Origin of the sequence: Streptomyces sp. NBC_01476 (assembly GCF_036227265.1) — a bacterium.
Taxonomy (GTDB): domain Bacteria; phylum Actinomycetota; class Actinomycetes; order Streptomycetales; family Streptomycetaceae; genus Actinacidiphila.
On record NZ_CP109446.1, the window covers coordinates 1,597,295 to 1,611,899 of the forward strand.

Annotated in this window: 12 protein-coding genes and 1 pseudogene; 4 read left to right on the forward strand and 9 right to left on the reverse strand. The window is 73.0% G+C overall.

Annotated features, from left to right (window positions below):
- Window positions 1-108 precede the first annotated feature (108 nt).
- Together OG552_RS06965 and OG552_RS06970 are read right to left on the reverse strand one after the other, a co-directional pair.
- The gene (locus OG552_RS06965; protein WP_329130329.1) at window positions 109-2,871 is read right to left on the reverse strand and encodes a penicillin acylase family protein; all 2,763 of its coding nucleotides are present in this window, start codon (window positions 2,869-2,871) and stop codon (window positions 109-111) included.
- Between the two features lie 174 nt (window positions 2,872-3,045).
- Window positions 3,046-3,795 (reverse strand): SAM-dependent methyltransferase, encoded by a 750-nt coding sequence (locus OG552_RS06970; RefSeq protein WP_329130331.1) that lies wholly within the window; start codon window positions 3,793-3,795, stop codon window positions 3,046-3,048.
- 430 nt (window positions 3,796-4,225) lie between these two features.
- On the opposite strand from OG552_RS06970, the gene OG552_RS06975 reads away from it, so the two are divergent.
- Both OG552_RS06975 and OG552_RS06980 read left to right on the forward strand, forming a co-directional pair.
- A complete protein-coding gene (locus OG552_RS06975) occupies window positions 4,226-5,689 on the forward strand; it encodes an amidase (RefSeq protein WP_329130333.1) in 1,464 nt (487 codons plus the stop codon).
- Between the two features lie 65 nt (window positions 5,690-5,754).
- On the forward strand, window positions 5,755-6,219 hold the full coding sequence (locus OG552_RS06980) for a MaoC family dehydratase (RefSeq protein ID WP_329130335.1): 465 nt from the start codon (window positions 5,755-5,757) through the stop codon (window positions 6,217-6,219).
- 50 nt (window positions 6,220-6,269) lie between these two features.
- Here the strand turns inward: OG552_RS06980 and OG552_RS06985 are convergent, their stop codons facing one another.
- On the reverse strand, window positions 6,270-7,040 hold the full coding sequence (locus OG552_RS06985; protein WP_329130337.1) for a TetR/AcrR family transcriptional regulator: 771 nt from the start codon (window positions 7,038-7,040) through the stop codon (window positions 6,270-6,272).
- Between the two features lie 140 nt (window positions 7,041-7,180).
- Window positions 7,181-8,332, reverse strand: coding sequence for an acyl-CoA dehydrogenase family protein (locus OG552_RS06990; RefSeq protein ID WP_329130339.1), 1,152 nt, complete (start codon window positions 8,330-8,332; stop codon window positions 7,181-7,183).
- Window positions 8,333-8,395: 63 nt separating this feature from the next.
- On the opposite strand from OG552_RS06990, the gene OG552_RS06995 reads away from it, so the two are divergent.
- Together OG552_RS06995 and OG552_RS07000 are read left to right on the forward strand one after the other, a co-directional pair.
- On the forward strand, window positions 8,396-9,076 hold the full coding sequence (locus tag OG552_RS06995; RefSeq protein WP_329130341.1) for a TetR/AcrR family transcriptional regulator: 681 nt from the start codon (window positions 8,396-8,398) through the stop codon (window positions 9,074-9,076).
- 12 nt (window positions 9,077-9,088) lie between these two features.
- On the forward strand, window positions 9,089-9,613 hold the full coding sequence (locus tag OG552_RS07000; RefSeq protein ID WP_329130343.1) for a DUF402 domain-containing protein: 525 nt from the start codon (window positions 9,089-9,091) through the stop codon (window positions 9,611-9,613).
- Between the two features lie 8 nt (window positions 9,614-9,621).
- Here the strand turns inward: OG552_RS07000 and OG552_RS07005 are convergent, their stop codons facing one another.
- From OG552_RS07005 to OG552_RS07025, 5 genes and pseudogenes are all read right to left on the reverse strand, one after another.
- Entirely contained in the window at window positions 9,622-10,704 is a 1,083-nt protein-coding gene (locus tag OG552_RS07005) for a zinc-binding dehydrogenase (protein WP_329130345.1), read from the reverse strand.
- 111 nt (window positions 10,705-10,815) lie between these two features.
- On the reverse strand, window positions 10,816-12,249 hold the full coding sequence (locus tag OG552_RS07010; protein ID WP_329140608.1) for an aldehyde dehydrogenase family protein: 1,434 nt from the start codon (window positions 12,247-12,249) through the stop codon (window positions 10,816-10,818).
- A 230-nt stretch (window positions 12,250-12,479) separates the two neighbouring features.
- Window positions 12,480-13,613 (reverse strand): annotated as a pseudogene (locus tag OG552_RS07015) (molybdopterin-dependent oxidoreductase); the annotation flags it as partial.
- Between the two features lie 156 nt (window positions 13,614-13,769).
- The gene (locus tag OG552_RS07020) at window positions 13,770-14,375 is read right to left on the reverse strand and encodes a TetR/AcrR family transcriptional regulator (protein WP_329130347.1); all 606 of its coding nucleotides are present in this window, start codon (window positions 14,373-14,375) and stop codon (window positions 13,770-13,772) included.
- 7 nt (window positions 14,376-14,382) lie between these two features.
- Window positions 14,383-14,526, reverse strand: coding sequence for a hypothetical protein (locus tag OG552_RS07025; protein WP_329130349.1), 144 nt, complete (start codon window positions 14,524-14,526; stop codon window positions 14,383-14,385).
- Window positions 14,527-14,605 lie beyond the last annotated feature (79 nt).

Consider the following 14,605-nt stretch of genomic DNA (forward strand, 5'->3'; position numbering starts at 1 on the left):
AAGCGGTCGGTCATCCGATGCGGAAGAGCCGTGGCCGGTGGCGTGGCGCGCCGCGGGCCGGGTCCCGCGCGGTGCGGAACCCGGCCCGCGGGCCGTGCAGGGGAGCGGTCAGCGGTGCGCGGGGAACTCCACCACCTGCTGGTAGGTGGGGCGGTTCTGCCAGGAGATCCGGTCGTCCGTGATGCCGCCGAGCGGCCGCTGGACGATCGAGTCGGCACACCACTGGTCACCGGCCGAGCAGCCGTCGTCGCCCGGGTAGACGGTGGTCGCCGGGACGGCCGCCGCCTGCTTCAGCGTGGCGAGCAGCGTGTCGCGGCAGGCGGAGAGCACGCCGCCGCCGCAGAACGCGGCGCCGAGCGGCCCCTGGACGTTCTCGCCGAGCACCGAGCGCAGGTCCTTGTCGGCGTACGACCACCAGCCGTACTGGAAGGAACTGCCGGCGTGCGCACCGGTCGGACCGTGGCCGGCGGACGGCGCCTCGTCGATGGTGAGGCCGGCCGCCAGCGCGTCGTACAGCTCGCTGCCCAGCCCCGGCTGGAACTCGCCCTGGATCAGCAGCGGCCACCAGGCGTCCATCACCCGCACCGCGTCGGCGTTGGCGTAGGTGTGCGAACCGGCCGACGCGGCACGGCGTTTGGCGCCCGCGGTCAGCCAGGCGGTCAACTGCTGGACCGCGGTGGCCTCCTGGGGATCGGTGACCGGTGCGGAGTTGATCACCCGGAGCAGTTCGGGCAGCACGTCCTCACCGCGCAGGTCGGTGAGCGCGGCGTCCTCCATCGCCCTGGCGAGCGACGCCCGGGTCACCCCGCCCGCCTGGACCAGCGCCTTCACCCGGTCGTCCAGCAGGTCGGCGCGGTGCACCGAGCCGTTGCCGAAGGTCGCCGAGGTGTAGCCGGGGGCCTGCTTGTTGTTCCAGGAGACGTAGTAATCCTGGTCGACGGACTGCGGGTGCTGGGCGGGCGGGGTGTAGTCGGCGGTGTTGGCGTCCGGGTCCCAGCCCCGCCAGTCGTACGCTGCCCGCGCCCACACCGGGAAGGAGGGGTCGACGCCGGCCGCCCGCACCGGGTTGGTGCCGCTGTTGTAGTAGGCGGTCTGCCGGGAGTCGGCGTAGAACCAGTTGAAGGTGTAGTTGATGTCCCGCGTCGCCAGCTGGAAGGAGGCGGCGTCGTGGACGAAGCCCGGGTCGTTCAGCTCCTGGAAGCCGATGATGGAGTCGGCCTCGTGCCGGTAGGAGCTGCGCAACTGGGTGTATGCGACGGGTTTGCCGCCGACCGTGGCCCGGTACTCCACCGGCCCGTAGGCGGTCCGCCACACCTGCATCCGGTAGGAGCCGGCCGCGGTGGAGTCGGCGACCGTCGGCGACCAGGAGTTGGTGCGCTCCAGTTTCTCCATGGGGACGCAACTGCCGTGGAAGAGGTAGTGGTTGGCGTCCTGGCAGAGCTCCACCGCGTAGGTGTCGGTGACGTCCTGCGAGGCGGAGGTGGCGCTCCACGCGTAGTCCTGGCCGCGGCCGAGCTCCACGTACATGCCCAGGCCCGCGAAGGAGGCGCCGCGGGCGCTGATGCCGGGGCCCTGCAGCTCCTGGAGCATCAGCAGCTGCGGCGCGAAGTAGCCGGTCTGCGGGCCGAAGACGGCGACCGGGTGGCCGCTCGCGGTGTGCGCGCCGCTGACCACCAGGGCGTTGGACATGCCTTTCTTCGGGCTGTCCAGCAGATTGCCCGGCAGCACGCCGGGGCTCTTGGTGGTGGCCTGGGTGGCGCCGCCGGTCGCGTCGTAGACCAGCGGTTCCGCCACCACCGACCCGGGGTCGGGCAGCGCCTCACCCTGCGGGTCGGCCGGCTTGCCCGCGTACGGGAAGCTGGTGCCGTCGTGCACGGTCGCGGTGGCCTCCGGGTCGTCGCGTTCGCGGAACGACTCCCAGATCCGGGTGCCCTGCTCCACGCCGTACTTCTGCTGCGCGTCCAGCAGCGACAGCGCCGACTGCACCTCTCCCCCGCCGCCGGTGCCGAAGAGCGCGCCGACCACCGAGGCGAGCGCGATCAGGTCGGTGAGCTGGAACGGGTCGATGGTCCCGGCGTTGGTGATCGCGTCCACATGCCCGGTGAGCACGTACTCGCCGGGGAAGTAACGCCCGTTCTTCGAGGCGGTGATGTAGGCGTTGATGCCGTCGATGTACGACTGGGCGTCGGCGAGTGCCTGCCGGCCGCGCGGGCCGCTGTTGTCGGCCAGCCAGTCCACCTGGGCCTGCAGATCGGCCTCGGTGTACGGCGCCTGCCGCCAGAACTCCTGCTCCAGGCCGCGGTTGGCCGCGGCCCCGCCGGCGAAGGACGACAACTCGCCACGGCCCACGTGCCGGAAGAGGTCCATCAGCCACAACCGGTCCTGCGCCGCGGCGTATCCGGCGCCGAACTCGGTGCCGGCGCGGGTGGTGCCCTTGATGTGCGGGACACCGGTCTTCTTGTCCCGGGTGATGGTCACGTCCGGGCGCGGGCTGGTCACCGAGGCGACCTGGCCCGAAGGCACCCCGAACGAGGCGTCGTTGAAGAAGGTGGTGATGGTCGCGTCGGTGAGGTTCTGGTAGCCGTCCGCGAGGGAGGAGTACGGGCCGAGCTGGTCCATGGTGTGCGCGGGCCGGGTGCCGAGCACCTTGTTCGCCAGGATGTCGGCGAGGGTGGCGTTGCCGTTCTCGCCCGGCGGCAGGATGTCGGCGCACTGCTGGGCGCAGTAGTCGGTGCCGGGGTCCGCGGCGAGCGCCGGGGGCAGCGGGGCCACCAAAGTGGCGGCGAGGGCGAGGAGGGCGGCGGCGGTCGCCGATCTCAGAATGCGGGACCTGCTGTGCCTGCCGATCCGTTGTGGGGTCCGTAGCGGCATGTCTGCTCCTTCCGGGTACCGGTGCGCCGGAGGTTACTGCCGGTACATCGACCCCGGAAGATGAACATACGTCATGTTTTTCCGGCGGACGGGATTTCTTCAGCGGCGTGCGCGGCCCCGGCCGGCCGGCTCGTGTGCCGGCGTCCGGACTGTGCGCCGGCGTCCGGGCCGGCTTCAGCGGCGTGCGGGCCGCAGCACGAAGACGCCCCAGCCGAAGTACCGCCTGGCCCAGGTCAGATGGGTCCGCCGGGAGTGCTCCAGGAAGACCCGCATGTCGGCCGCGTCCGGGTGGTCCCGCGGGGTCTCGCGCAGCCACCGGTCGATGGTGAACCACTGGCCCGCCGCGTACCGGTCCCAGCTGTCCCCGTCGGCCAGCACCATCTCGACCAGTTCCATCCCGGCCGCCTCGATCCGGTCCAGCGTCCCGGCCAGCGAGGTGAAGTCGTCGGGTTCCGCCTCGACCGCCTCCAGCGCCTCCTCGGGCGGCGGCTCGGTCCAGTACGGTTCGCCGATCAGCATCAGCCCGCCCGGCCGCATCGCCGGCCGCAGCAGTTCGACCGTCCCGGCGAAACCGCCGCCGATCCAGGTGGCGCCGATGCAGGACACCACGTCGAAGGCGCCCTCCTCGGCCCGGTACGCGCCCGCGTCCCCGCGTTCGAAGGTCACCCGGCCGGCCACGCCGAGCTCCGCGGCCCGGGCCTCGGCTGCCGCCAGGAACGTCCGGCTCAGGTCCACCCCGACCCCGCCGGTCCCCCACCGCTGCGCCCACCGGCTCAGCATCTCCCCCTTCCCGCACGCCAGATCGAGCTGACGCTGCCCCTCCTGGAGCCGGCAGATCTCACCGAGGAGCATCAGCTTCTCCTCGGTGTACGGGTTGAGGATGCGATGGCCGGATTCGGCGATCTCGTGGTGGCGCAGGCTCATGCGGTTCCCTCACGGGGCGGGGCGGGGCGGCGGACCCGGTGTGCCGGCTGCCCTGGAGTCAGGGCTTCGGGCTTCGGGCTTCGGGCTTCGGGCTTCGGGCTTCGGGCTTCGGGCTTCGGGCTTCGGGCTTCGGGCTTCGGGCTTCGGGCTTCGGGCTTCGGGCTTCGGGCTTCGGGCTTCGGGCTTCGGGGCATGCTGCCCGATCGGCCGGGCGGCGTGCCACTCGAATACAGCGGGCGCCGGGCCGGCCGCGCCCGGCGCCCGGCGATCAGGGCCCGCACCCGGCGTCGGGGCGCCGCTCACCCGGCTGGAGCAACCCGTGGCGCCACGCCCGCGACTCGCCGTCGGCGGTGCGTCCCGAGGTATGGCCGTTACCCGACGGTAGTGCGAGGATCGCGCCGAGTGGCGGGAATCCGGCGAAGGGACGGCCATGGGCGAGTTGCACGATCTGACGGCGGTGGAGCAGGCGGCCGCGATCCGGGACGGCTCCCTCTCACCGGTCGAAGTGACCGAGCACTACCTGGCCAGGATCGAACGGCTGGACGCGACGCTGGGCGCCTTCATCACCCGGACGCCGGAGATCGCCCGCAAGCAGGCCGCCGAGGCCGAGACGGTGGCGCGAGCCGCCCGCCGCGAGGGCCGCGGCCTGCCCGCGCTCTACGGTGTGCCGGTCCCGGTCAAGGACCTCAACTTCGTCGCGGGCGTGCGCTGCACGCTGGGCAGCGCGGCCTACGCCGAGCACGTGCCGGACGTGGACGACCACGTGGTGACCCGGCTGCGCGATGCCGGCACGATCCTGCTCGGCAAGACCAACACCCCCGAGTTCGGTCTGCCCTGCTACACCGAGAACCGGCTGGCACCGCCCGCCCGCACCCCGTGGGACCTCACCCTTTCGGCGGGTGGCTCCAGCGGCGGAGCCGCGGCGGCGGTGGCGGGCGGGCTCGCGCCGGTCGCGCAGGGCAGCGACGGCGGCGGCTCGATCCGTATCCCGGCCTCCGTGTGCGGCCTGTTCGGGATCAAGCCGAGCCGGGGCCGGGTCAGCGGCGGGCCGGTCCAGCACGATGTCAGCGGGCTGAGCACCTCGGGGCCGATCGCCCGTACGGTCGCCGACGCGGCGACGCTGCTCGACGTCCTGGCCGGCCCGATGCCGGGCCTGCCGTACGGCGCGCCCTCGCTGCCGCCCGGCGAGTCCTTCGCCTCGTACGCGGGCCGCGACCCGGGCCGGCTGCGGGTGGTGGCGCTGCCCGATCCGCCGGTGCCCGGCGTGGAACTGCACCCCGACTGCCGGGCGGCGCACGACGCGGCCGTCGCGCTGCTGCGGGACCTCGGGCACGAGGTGGACGAACTGGCCCTGCCGGTGGACGAATCGGTGAAGACCGCGTTCGAGACGGTGTGGGCGGTGATGGCCACGGTCTATCCGGTGGCCCCGCACGACGAGGCGTCCCTGATGCCGCTGACCCGTCATCTGCGGTCGGCCGGGGCCGGTGTGAGCGGTCCGGCCTTCGCCTCGGCGCTCTACGGTTTCCGGGCGCTGGGCCAGCTGATCGCGGACGCGCTGCTGTCGGCGTACGACGTGATCCTCACCCCGACGCTCGCCAAGCCGCCGGCGGCGGTCGGGGGTTTGCGCGACGAGGCGGACCCGGCGGCCGAGTTCGCGGGTCTGGCGCACTTCACGCCGTACACCCCGCTCTACAACGCGACCGGCCAGCCGGCCGTCAGCGTACCGCTGCACTGGACGGCGGACGGCCTGCCGATCGGGGTGATGCTGGGCGGGCGGTACGGGGACGACGCGACGCTGATCTCCCTGTCGGCGCAGCTGGAGGCGGCGCGGCCGTGGGCGGGGCGGCGGCCGGAGGTGTGGGCGACGGCCGGAGGTGTGGGCGGCGGACATTGACACCTGAGGCCGCCCGAACCATGCTGAGCAAGCGCTTGGTAACCCGTATTCAGGAGGTCCCCGCCGTGCCGCAGCAGCCCCGCGTCTTCTCCTCGCCCGACGACCTGCGTGCCGCCGTCGGCGAACAGCTCGGCTGGACCGACTGGCTGGAGATCGACCAGAAGCGGATCGACGCGTTCGCCGAGGCCACCGGGGACCACCAGTGGATCCACGTCGACCCGCAGAAGGCGGCGGCCGGACCGTTCGGCACCACGATCGCGCACGGTTTCCTCACCCTCTCCCTCATCCCGGCGCTGACCCCGCGGCTCTTCCGGGTCGAGGGCGTGAAGATGGGTGTCAACTACGGCGTGAACAAGGTCCGTTTCCCGGCCCCGGTACCGGTCGGCTCCCGGCTGCGGGGCACCGCCGTGGTGGCCGAGGTGAGTGAGGCCGGCGGCGGCTTTCAGCTGGTCACCCAGGTCACGATCGAGCGCGAAGGCGGCGAGAAGCCGGTGTGCGTGGCGGAGACGGTGGCCCGTTTCTACCGCTGACCGCTCGTGCGCCTGTGCGAGGGCCGGCCGGCCGTTCTCCCGCGCGGGTCTTACGCCGCCGGCCCGGCCTGCCCGTCCGCCTGCCGGACCATCCGCAGCACGAGGTCGGCGTAGAGCGCGCCGACCTCGTCGGGGGTCCGCCGGCCGTTCGGGTTGAACCAGCGGGCGACGTCGATGCAGAGCGACAGCACCGCGAGCGTGGTCCCGGAGACGTCGGGCACGTCGAACTCGCCCGCCGCCACCCCGTCCCCGATGATCGACCGGATCGCGTCCTCGCTCTGCCGGCGCAGCGCCACGATCTCGGTGTAGTGCCCGGGGCTGAGCGCGCCCAGTTCGTACTGCACCACCCGCCCGGTGGTGTGGTGCTCGGCGTGCCAGCGGACGAAGACCCGTACCGCGTGCGCCAGCCGCTCGGCCGCCGTGCCCGCGCCGTCCCTGGCCCCGGCGAGCAGGGCGAGCGAGCGCAGATGGCCCACCTTGCTGATCTGGTAGAGCAGTTCTTCCTTGGTCTTGTAGTGGATGTAGAGCGCCGCCGGGCTCATACCGGCCCGGCCGGCGATGTCGCGGGTGGTGGTGGCGTGGTATCCGCGCTCGGCGAACGCCTCGACGGCGGCGACCACCAGCCGCCGGGCGGCGTCGGGGGTGATGCCCTCCCAGGACCCGCCGTCCGCCCCGGCTCCGGCGTCCGTACCGCCCTGCGCCGCGTCAGCGTCCGCCGTACCGCCGTCCGCCGCACCGCCGTCCGCCGCACCGCCGGACAGCTCGCCGGGAGACTCCTCCTCGGCGGGCGGTTCGCCGCCTGTTGCCGCTTCCGCGCTCATCGCACGTCCTCCCACCTGGTCGCCCGACCCCGGTTCGTTGACAGGGCCACACCCTACCTGGCGGGTGAGCAAGCGCTTAGATGCACGGCGGATGCGTCATGCGATCGGTACCCTCCGCGGCCGGCCGGGACCCGGTCCGCTCAGAAGGCCGACACCCCGGTGAGCGCCCGGCCGATCAGCAGCTTGTGGATCTGGCTGGTGCCCTCGTACAGCGTCATCACCCGCGCGTCGCGCAGCAGCTTGCCGGCCGGGTACTCGTCGATGTACCCGTAACCGCCGAAGACCTGGAGCGCGTTGTTGGCGCAGCGGACCGCCGCCTCGGCGGCGTAGAGCTTCGCGGTCGAGGACTCGGTGGCGAAGGGCAGCCCGCGGTCGATGTGGTCGGCCACCCGCCAGGTGAGCAGCCGGGCGGCGTCCACGTCCACCGCGATGTCGGCGAGCAGTTCCTGGACCAGCTGGCGGCCGGCGATCGGCGCGCCGAACTGTTCACGCTGCCCGGCGTAGGCCACCGCCGCCTCCAGGCACGCCTGGGCGATGCCGACACTGCCGGCCGCGACCGACATCCGCCCCTTGGCGAGCGCCGCCATCGCCACCGAGAAGCCCTTGCCCTCCGGCCCGAGCATCGCGGCGGCCGGGACCCGCACAGCGTCCAGCGCCAGCTCGGCGGTCGCCTGGCCGCGCAGCCCGAGCTTGCCGTGGATCTCCCGGCGGGTCAGCCCGGGCGCGTCGGCGGGGACGAGGAAGGCGCTGATGCCGCGGTGCCCCGGCTCGCCGCCGGTGCGCGCGAAGAGCAGCACCACATCGGCCCAGGTGCCGTTGGTGATGAACATCTTGCTGCCGGTGATCACATACGTGTCGCCGTCACGCTCGGCGCGGGTGGTCAGCCGCGCGGCGTCGGAACCGGTGCCGGGCTCGGTGAGTCCGAAGCAGCCCAGCGCCTGGCCGGAGGTGAGCCGGGGCAGCCACTCCTGCTTCTGCTCCTCGCTCCCCCAGCGCGCTATCGACGTGGCGACCAGCCCGAGGGAGACCGAGACGATGCCGCGGACCGAGGAGTCGCCGCGGCCCAGCTCCTCGGTGACCAGGCAGTACGCCAGATGGTCACCGCCGCAGCCCCCGTACCGCTCCTCGATGGTCAGACCGAGGAAACCGAGCGCGCCGAGCTTCTTCACGATCCCCCGGTCCACGCTCTCCGCCCGGTCCCAGGCAGCCGCGTGGGGGGTGATCTCGCGGTCGGTGAAGTCCCTGGCCAGCGCCTTGACGGCGCTCTGCTCGGCGGACAGCTCAAGATTCACGGGGGACCCCTTCCCGAAACTACCACCGCTAGTTTTCCGGCGGCGGCCTCTACTATGTGCCGCATGGCCCGCCCCCGCAAGCCCCTGCTGAGCCGCGACCGCATCGCACAGGCCGCGCTCGCCCTCATCGACGAGGAGGGGCTCGCCGCCCTGTCCACCCGCCGGCTCGCCGCCGAACTCGGGGTCAGCGGGCCCTCGCTCTACAACCACTTCGCCACCAAGGAGGCGATCCTGGACGCGGCGGCCGACACGGTCGTCGCGCAGGTCGACCTGTCGATGTTCGACGCGCTCGCCGCCCGCGCGGGCGGTGGGCGTGACGGCACCGGGCGGGACTGGCGGGGCGCGCTGCTGGCCTGGGGGCGCTCCTACCGGGCCGCGCTCACCGACCACCCGCACATCGTGCCCTTCCTGGCCACCGGGCCGGGGCTGCGGCCTGCCGGGCTGCGGATGGCCGACGCGGTCTTCGGCGGAATGGTGGAGGCGGGCTGGCCGGCCGCCCAGGCGACCAGGATCGGTGCCCTGATGCGGTACTTCGTGACCGGCTCGGCGCTCGGCTCCTTCGCCGGCGGCTTCGTCGGCGACGCGGCGGCCTACGACCCCGCCGACTACCCCCACCTCGGGCAGGCCCATCTGCTGCCCGGTCACCGTGAGCAGGTCGACCAGGGTGCCTTCGAGACCGGCCTGCGCGCCCTCGTCGACGGGCTGGCGCTCCAATATCAGGAGCTGCGGACGGCCGGCGGCTGACAGGATGTCGGCATGGCCACCTACGGATACGGACTTGTCCAGGTCGACTACCACAAATACGACGGCAGCCTGCACTGGAACCTGCGGATGAGGCGGCTCGGCGAGGACGAACACGGCGTCTGGCTGGGCCTGCCCGCGGGCAGTGTGATGCGCAAGGGGCACAACCCGGAGATCCCGGTCCCCGAAGCCCACGTCCTCCTCTTCCCGCGCGACGCCTGGTGGACCGCCACCTTCAACGCGGCCCCGCGCAGTACCGAGATCTACTGCGACATCACCACCCCTCCTGAATGGCCGTCACCCGGCCGGGTCACCATGGTCGACCTCGATCTCGACGTCCTGCGCAAACGCGGTTCCGACGCCCCGATCCTGGTGGACGAGGACGAGTTCGCCGAGCACCAGGTGCGCTACTCCTATCCGCCGGAGGTGATCACCGCCGCCCTGGCCTCCGCCGACTGGCTGATGACGGCGGTGGCGGCGGGCGGCGGGCCCTTCGGCGGGGCGCACGAGAAGTGGCTGGCGATGGTCTCGGGCGGCTGAGCGGCGGCTCAGAAGACGACCAGGGCCCGGCCGCCCCGCCCGGCGGTCATCGCCTCGAAGGCGGCCGGGATGTCGTCCAGACCTATCCGGTCGGTGACCATGCCCGACAGGTCCAGCCGGCCCTCCCGTACGTGCTCCGCGATGACCGGCAGGTCCTTCACCGGGTCACAGTTGCCGTAGACGCAGCCCGCCAGCGTCCGTCCGAAGTAGAAGAATTCCAGCGCCGAGAAACCCACCTGCTGGTCGTGGCCCCCGATGCCGACCACCGTCGTACGGCCCCCGCGCCGGGTCGCCGACCACGCGGTGCGGATGGTCTCCGCCCGGCCCACGCACTCGATCGCCACGTCGGTCCCGTACCCCCCGGTGAGCTTACGGATCCGCTTGGCGGTGTCCTCCCCCGCCGGCACGAAATCGGTTGCCCCCGCGGCCCGGGCCAGCTCCTCCTTCCCCGGTGCCACGTCCACCGCGACGATCCGCCCGGCGCCGGCGATCCGGGCCGCCTGGAGTACCGCGAGGCCGACCCCGCCGACGCCGAAGACCGCCACCGTCTCGCCTTCGCGGATCCGGGCCGAGTGGTGTACCGCGCCGTATCCGGTGAGCACCGCACAGCCGAGCAGTGCCGCGTCGGCCAACGGCACCCCCGCAGGCAACGGCAGCACCGCCCCCGCGGCCACCACCGTCTCCTCGGCGAACACCGCCGTACCCAGCCCCGGATAGAGCTCGCTGCCGTCCGCCGCCAGCTTCGCGTACGGTGCTGCCGCCGCCGCGCCCGAGTTCGCGCAGAGCCACGGCTCGCCCAGGCCGCAGAAGTGGCAGGAACCGCAGGCGGGCGCCCAGTTGAGCACCACGCCGTCGCCCGGGCGGACATGGGTGACGCCCTCTCCGGCAGCGACCACCGTGCCGGCACCCTCGTGTCCCAGCACCGCCGGCACCGGCTGCCGCAGCGTTCCGTTGGAGAGCGACAGGTCGGAGTGGCAGACCCCGGCCGCCGCGAGCCGTACCCGCACCTGGCCCGGGCCGGGCTCCGGCAACTCGATGTCGGCGACGGTCAGCGGGGCGTTCACGGCGGACAGGACGGCGGCGCGGACCACGGTGTCTCCTCAGCGGTTCATGGACAAGTCGATTGACGGCCGGGGGCGCGGTGGCCTCGGCCCGGCCCGGGGGCGGAGGGGCGGAGAGCGGGCCCGGTCACGGACCCGGTCTCAGAACTGGAGCGACTTGGTCTGGAGGTACTCCGCCAGCCCGTGCGCCCCCAGTTCCCGTCCCACCCCGGACTGCTTGTAACCGCCAAAGGGCGCCAGCGGGTTGAACCGTCCTCCGTTGATGTCCACCTGCCCGGTCTCCATCCGGCGGGCGAAGGCGACGGCCGACTCCTCGTCGGCGCCCCAGACCGCCCCGGCCAGCCCGTACACCGTGCCGTTCGCGATCCGCAGCGCGTCCTCCTCGTCCTCGTACCGGATGAGCACCACCACCGGGCCGAAGATCTCCTCCTGCGCGATGGCCATCTCCGGCCGCACATCGGCGAAGACGGTGGGCCGCACGTAGTACCCAGCGGTCATCCCCTCGGGTGCCTCGGGCCCGCCCGCGACGATCCGGGCGCCCTCCTCCACCCCGCGCCGTATGTATCCCCGCACCCGCTCCCGCTGCTTGGCGCTGACCACCGGGCCGAGCCGCTCGCCCGGCACGTACTTGGCGGCAGCGGCCGCGGCCAGCTCCACGGCCTCCTCGTACCGCGCGGCGTCGACCAGCATCCGGGTCCACGCACTGCACGTCTGGCCGGAGTTGGCGAAGACGTTGGCGACGCCGACATTCACCGCCCGGGCCAGATCGGCGCCCGGCAGGATGACGTTCGCCGACTTGCCGCCGAGTTCGAGCGCCACCCGCTTGACGGCGCCACCCGCCACAGCGCCGATCCGCCGTCCCACCGCCGTGGAGCCGGTGAACGACACCAAGTCCACCTCCGGATGCTCGGCGAGCGCCTGGCCGGCCACCGGTCCGAGCCCCGTGACCAGGTTGAACACCCCTGCGGGCAGCCCCGCTTCATCCAGGACCGCCGCCAGCCACTGCGCCACCAGCGGGGTGTCCTCGGCCGGCTTCAGCACCACCGTGCAGCCCACGGCCAGTGCCGGCGCGGCCTTCGCCACGATCTGATGCAGCGGGTAGTTCCAGGGGGTGATGGCGCCCACCACCCCGACGGGTTCCTGGAACACCCGGGAGTTGCCGATCTTCTCCTCGAAGGCGTACTCGGCGGCCAGCGTGGCGAAGGAGCCCATGACGCGGATCGGCAGATCGGCGTGGACGGCGGTGGCGAAGGCCGGCGGCGCACCCAGTTCGGCGCTCACCGTGGCCGCGATCTCCGCCCGCCCGGCCGCCATCAGATCCCGGGCGGCGGCGAGCCTGGCCGCCCGCTCGGCCGGTGCGGTGGCCGCCCAGCCCGGCAGCGCCGCCCGCGCCGCCCGCACCGCGGCGTCCACGTCCCTTGCGTCCCCGGCGGGAACCCGTCCGATGACCTGCCCGGTCGCCGGGGCGACCACATCGATCCGGGCGTCCGCCGCCGCGGGGCGCCATTTCCCGCCGATGTACTGCGCGTCCCGTGCCGGAAAGACCTTGGGCGCGCCCGCCGCCTGTCCGGCCATGTCTTCTGCCGCTGTGCCGTCCACCGTGCCGTCCTCCGGACTCTCGACTGCGTGCGACGCCCAAACTAGCGCCGTTAGTTTTGTGTGGCCAGGGGCCTGGCTCCCGGGGTGCCGTCGGTGGCCGGCGTTATCCGCACGGGGAAGCCGTTGAGCACCGCCGTGCCGGAGAGCGGGTCGAGCCGGCTGCCGTGCAGCAGCTGGTTGACGTTCGCACCCGCCTCCCGGGCCGCGGCGAGCGACGCGGTGGGTAGCTCGCTCTTGACCTCGGGGTGGCCGGAGACCCTGCTGTGCCAGCGGCCGGTGCGAAAACCCTTTCCCCGGCGCGGCGGCCGGGGCGCCCGGGCCGTCGCGGAGAGCGGGAACATCGCGCCTCCGGGCCGGTCCAGGTTGCCGGTGAGCGCGTTGAGCACGTCGACCAGCCAGCTGGCCAGGGTGCCGAACTCCACCGCGGTGCTGCCGAGCCGCCCGTAGACCACCGCCCGTCGCGCGGCGGCAAGTTCACGGGCAAGAGTGCGGATCTCCGCGGCGGGGACGTCGCAGTAGCCGGTGACCCGCTCAGGAGCGAAGTCCGCGGCCAGTGCCCGCACCTCGTCCACTCCCGCGAGGTGGGCGGCCAGTTCGCCGGGGTCGGCCAGATCCTCGGCGAAGAGCACGTGCACCATCGCGAAGAGCAGTGCCGCGTCCGTGCCGGGGCGGGGTGCCACATGCCGGTCGGCGGCGCGGGCGGTCCTGGTCCGGTGCGGGTCCACCACGACCAGCCGGCCGCCGCGTCCGCGCAGCGCTTTGAGTCTGCCGGGGAAATCGGCCGCGGTGGCCAGACTGCCGTTGGAAACCAGCGGGTTGGCGCCGATCAGCAGCAGATGGTCGGTGCGGTCCAGGTCGGGCACCGCGATCGCGTTGGGGTCGCCGTACATGTGGCCGCAGGCGACGTGTTTGGGCATCTGGTCGAGTGTGCTCGCGGTGAACAGGCTGCGGGTCCCCAGCGCCCCGACGAGTTGCGCCGGATAGAGGCCGCCGGCCACCGTGTGCACATTGGGGTTGCCGAGCATCACACCGACCGCCGCCCCGCCGTGCGCGCCGGTGACCCCGCCGGTGCCCCCGCCGGTGCCGTCGGCGATCGCCGCGAACGCCTCGTCCCAGCCCGCTTCGACCAGCTGTCCCCCGCGCCTGACCAGTGGCCGGCGCAATCGGTCCGGGTCCGCGTCGAGCGCCCCGAAGGAGGCGCCCTTCGGGCAGATGAAGCCGGCGCTGAACACATCGTCCCGGTCGCCGCGGGCATGGGTGACCCGGCCGCCGTCAATGGTCAGCGCGAGGCCGCACGTGGCCTCACAGAGCGGGCAGATCCGCAGAGCGGTGGTGGACATCGGTGACTCCCCCTGTCGGTCGCGGCGTCGCCGATCGGAAACTCATCGACAGCAATCGGTACTCGCCGGTACTCGCCGGTACTGAGAACGACAGTAGCTCCGGCAGCCCCCGTCCCGCCGGGACGCATTCCCAGCCTGTGGAAAACTCCGGCCGGCTCAGTCGAGCACGGTCGCCAGATAGGCCCGGACCAGCTCTTTCGTCTCGGCGACCACACCGGGGTCCCCCGACGGATCGTGACGGAAAGCCAGTTGGAGCGCCGCGTCGGCTACCTCCACCGCGACCACCAGAGCCAGCCGCAGCCGCGGATCGGCCGGATCGGTGGTGAGCCGGTCGCCCAGCAGCGCGGGCAGCCGGTCGGCGAGATCGTGGTTGTTCTCGCCAGGCACCCCGAAATCCACCAGCGCGAAGCCGGCCGCGGTCCGCTTCATGGCGGCGTACTCGTCCACCAGCACATCGACGGCGGCACGCCAGTCGGAGCCGGTGTCCGGTTCGGCCAGCCGGGCCGCGGCCCGGCGGAGGAAGTCGTCCAGATTGCGGTGGGCGAGCGCGTCGGCCATCGCCCGCTTGTCGGAGAAGAAGCGGTAGACCGAGCCGATCGGGACCCCGGCACGGGCCGCGACCGCTCGGGTGCTGAGGCGTTCGTAGCCGTTCTCGTCCAGTTCGCGTGCGCACGCGTCGAGGATCCGTTCCAGCCGTTCGGTGCTGCGGCGCTGGACAGGTGTGCGCCGCAGACCGCTCCCCGCACTCTCGGTACGAGGCATGGCGTGTTCAGCCCTCGGCGGCGAACACGTCGGAGAACGCGCTCAGTTCGGCCCGCGACTCAGCCGGCGCGGCCTGCGGCTCCTCGACGGCGCCGCCGCCCGGGGCGGTCTCCTGCGGGCCGCCGTCAGTGTCTGTGCGTGTCGCCGCCACGGCCCACCATCCTCCGTACCAAAACATGCCGAACGTACCGAACGTACCGAACGTGCTGAACCTGCTGAACCGAACCTGC

Coding starts and splice junctions, on each gene's coding strand:
- OG552_RS06965 (WP_329130329.1), bottom strand. CDS start 2,871: ATGCCGCTACGGACCCCACAACGGATCGGCAGGCACAGCAGGTCCCGC.
- OG552_RS06970 (WP_329130331.1), bottom strand. CDS start 3,795: ATGAGCCTGCGCCACCACGAGATCGCCGAATCCGGCCATCGCATCCTC.
- OG552_RS06975 (WP_329130333.1), top strand. CDS start 4,226: ATGGGCGAGTTGCACGATCTGACGGCGGTGGAGCAGGCGGCCGCGATC.
- OG552_RS06985 (WP_329130337.1), bottom strand. CDS start 7,040: ATGAGCGCGGAAGCGGCAACAGGCGGCGAACCGCCCGCCGAGGAGGAG.
- OG552_RS06995 (WP_329130341.1), top strand. CDS start 8,396: ATGGCCCGCCCCCGCAAGCCCCTGCTGAGCCGCGACCGCATCGCACAG.
- OG552_RS07000 (WP_329130343.1), top strand. CDS start 9,089: ATGGCCACCTACGGATACGGACTTGTCCAGGTCGACTACCACAAATAC.
- OG552_RS07010 (WP_329140608.1), bottom strand. CDS start 12,249: ATGGCCGGACAGGCGGCGGGCGCGCCCAAGGTCTTTCCGGCACGGGAC.
- OG552_RS07020 (WP_329130347.1), bottom strand. CDS start 14,375: ATGCCTCGTACCGAGAGTGCGGGGAGCGGTCTGCGGCGCACACCTGTC.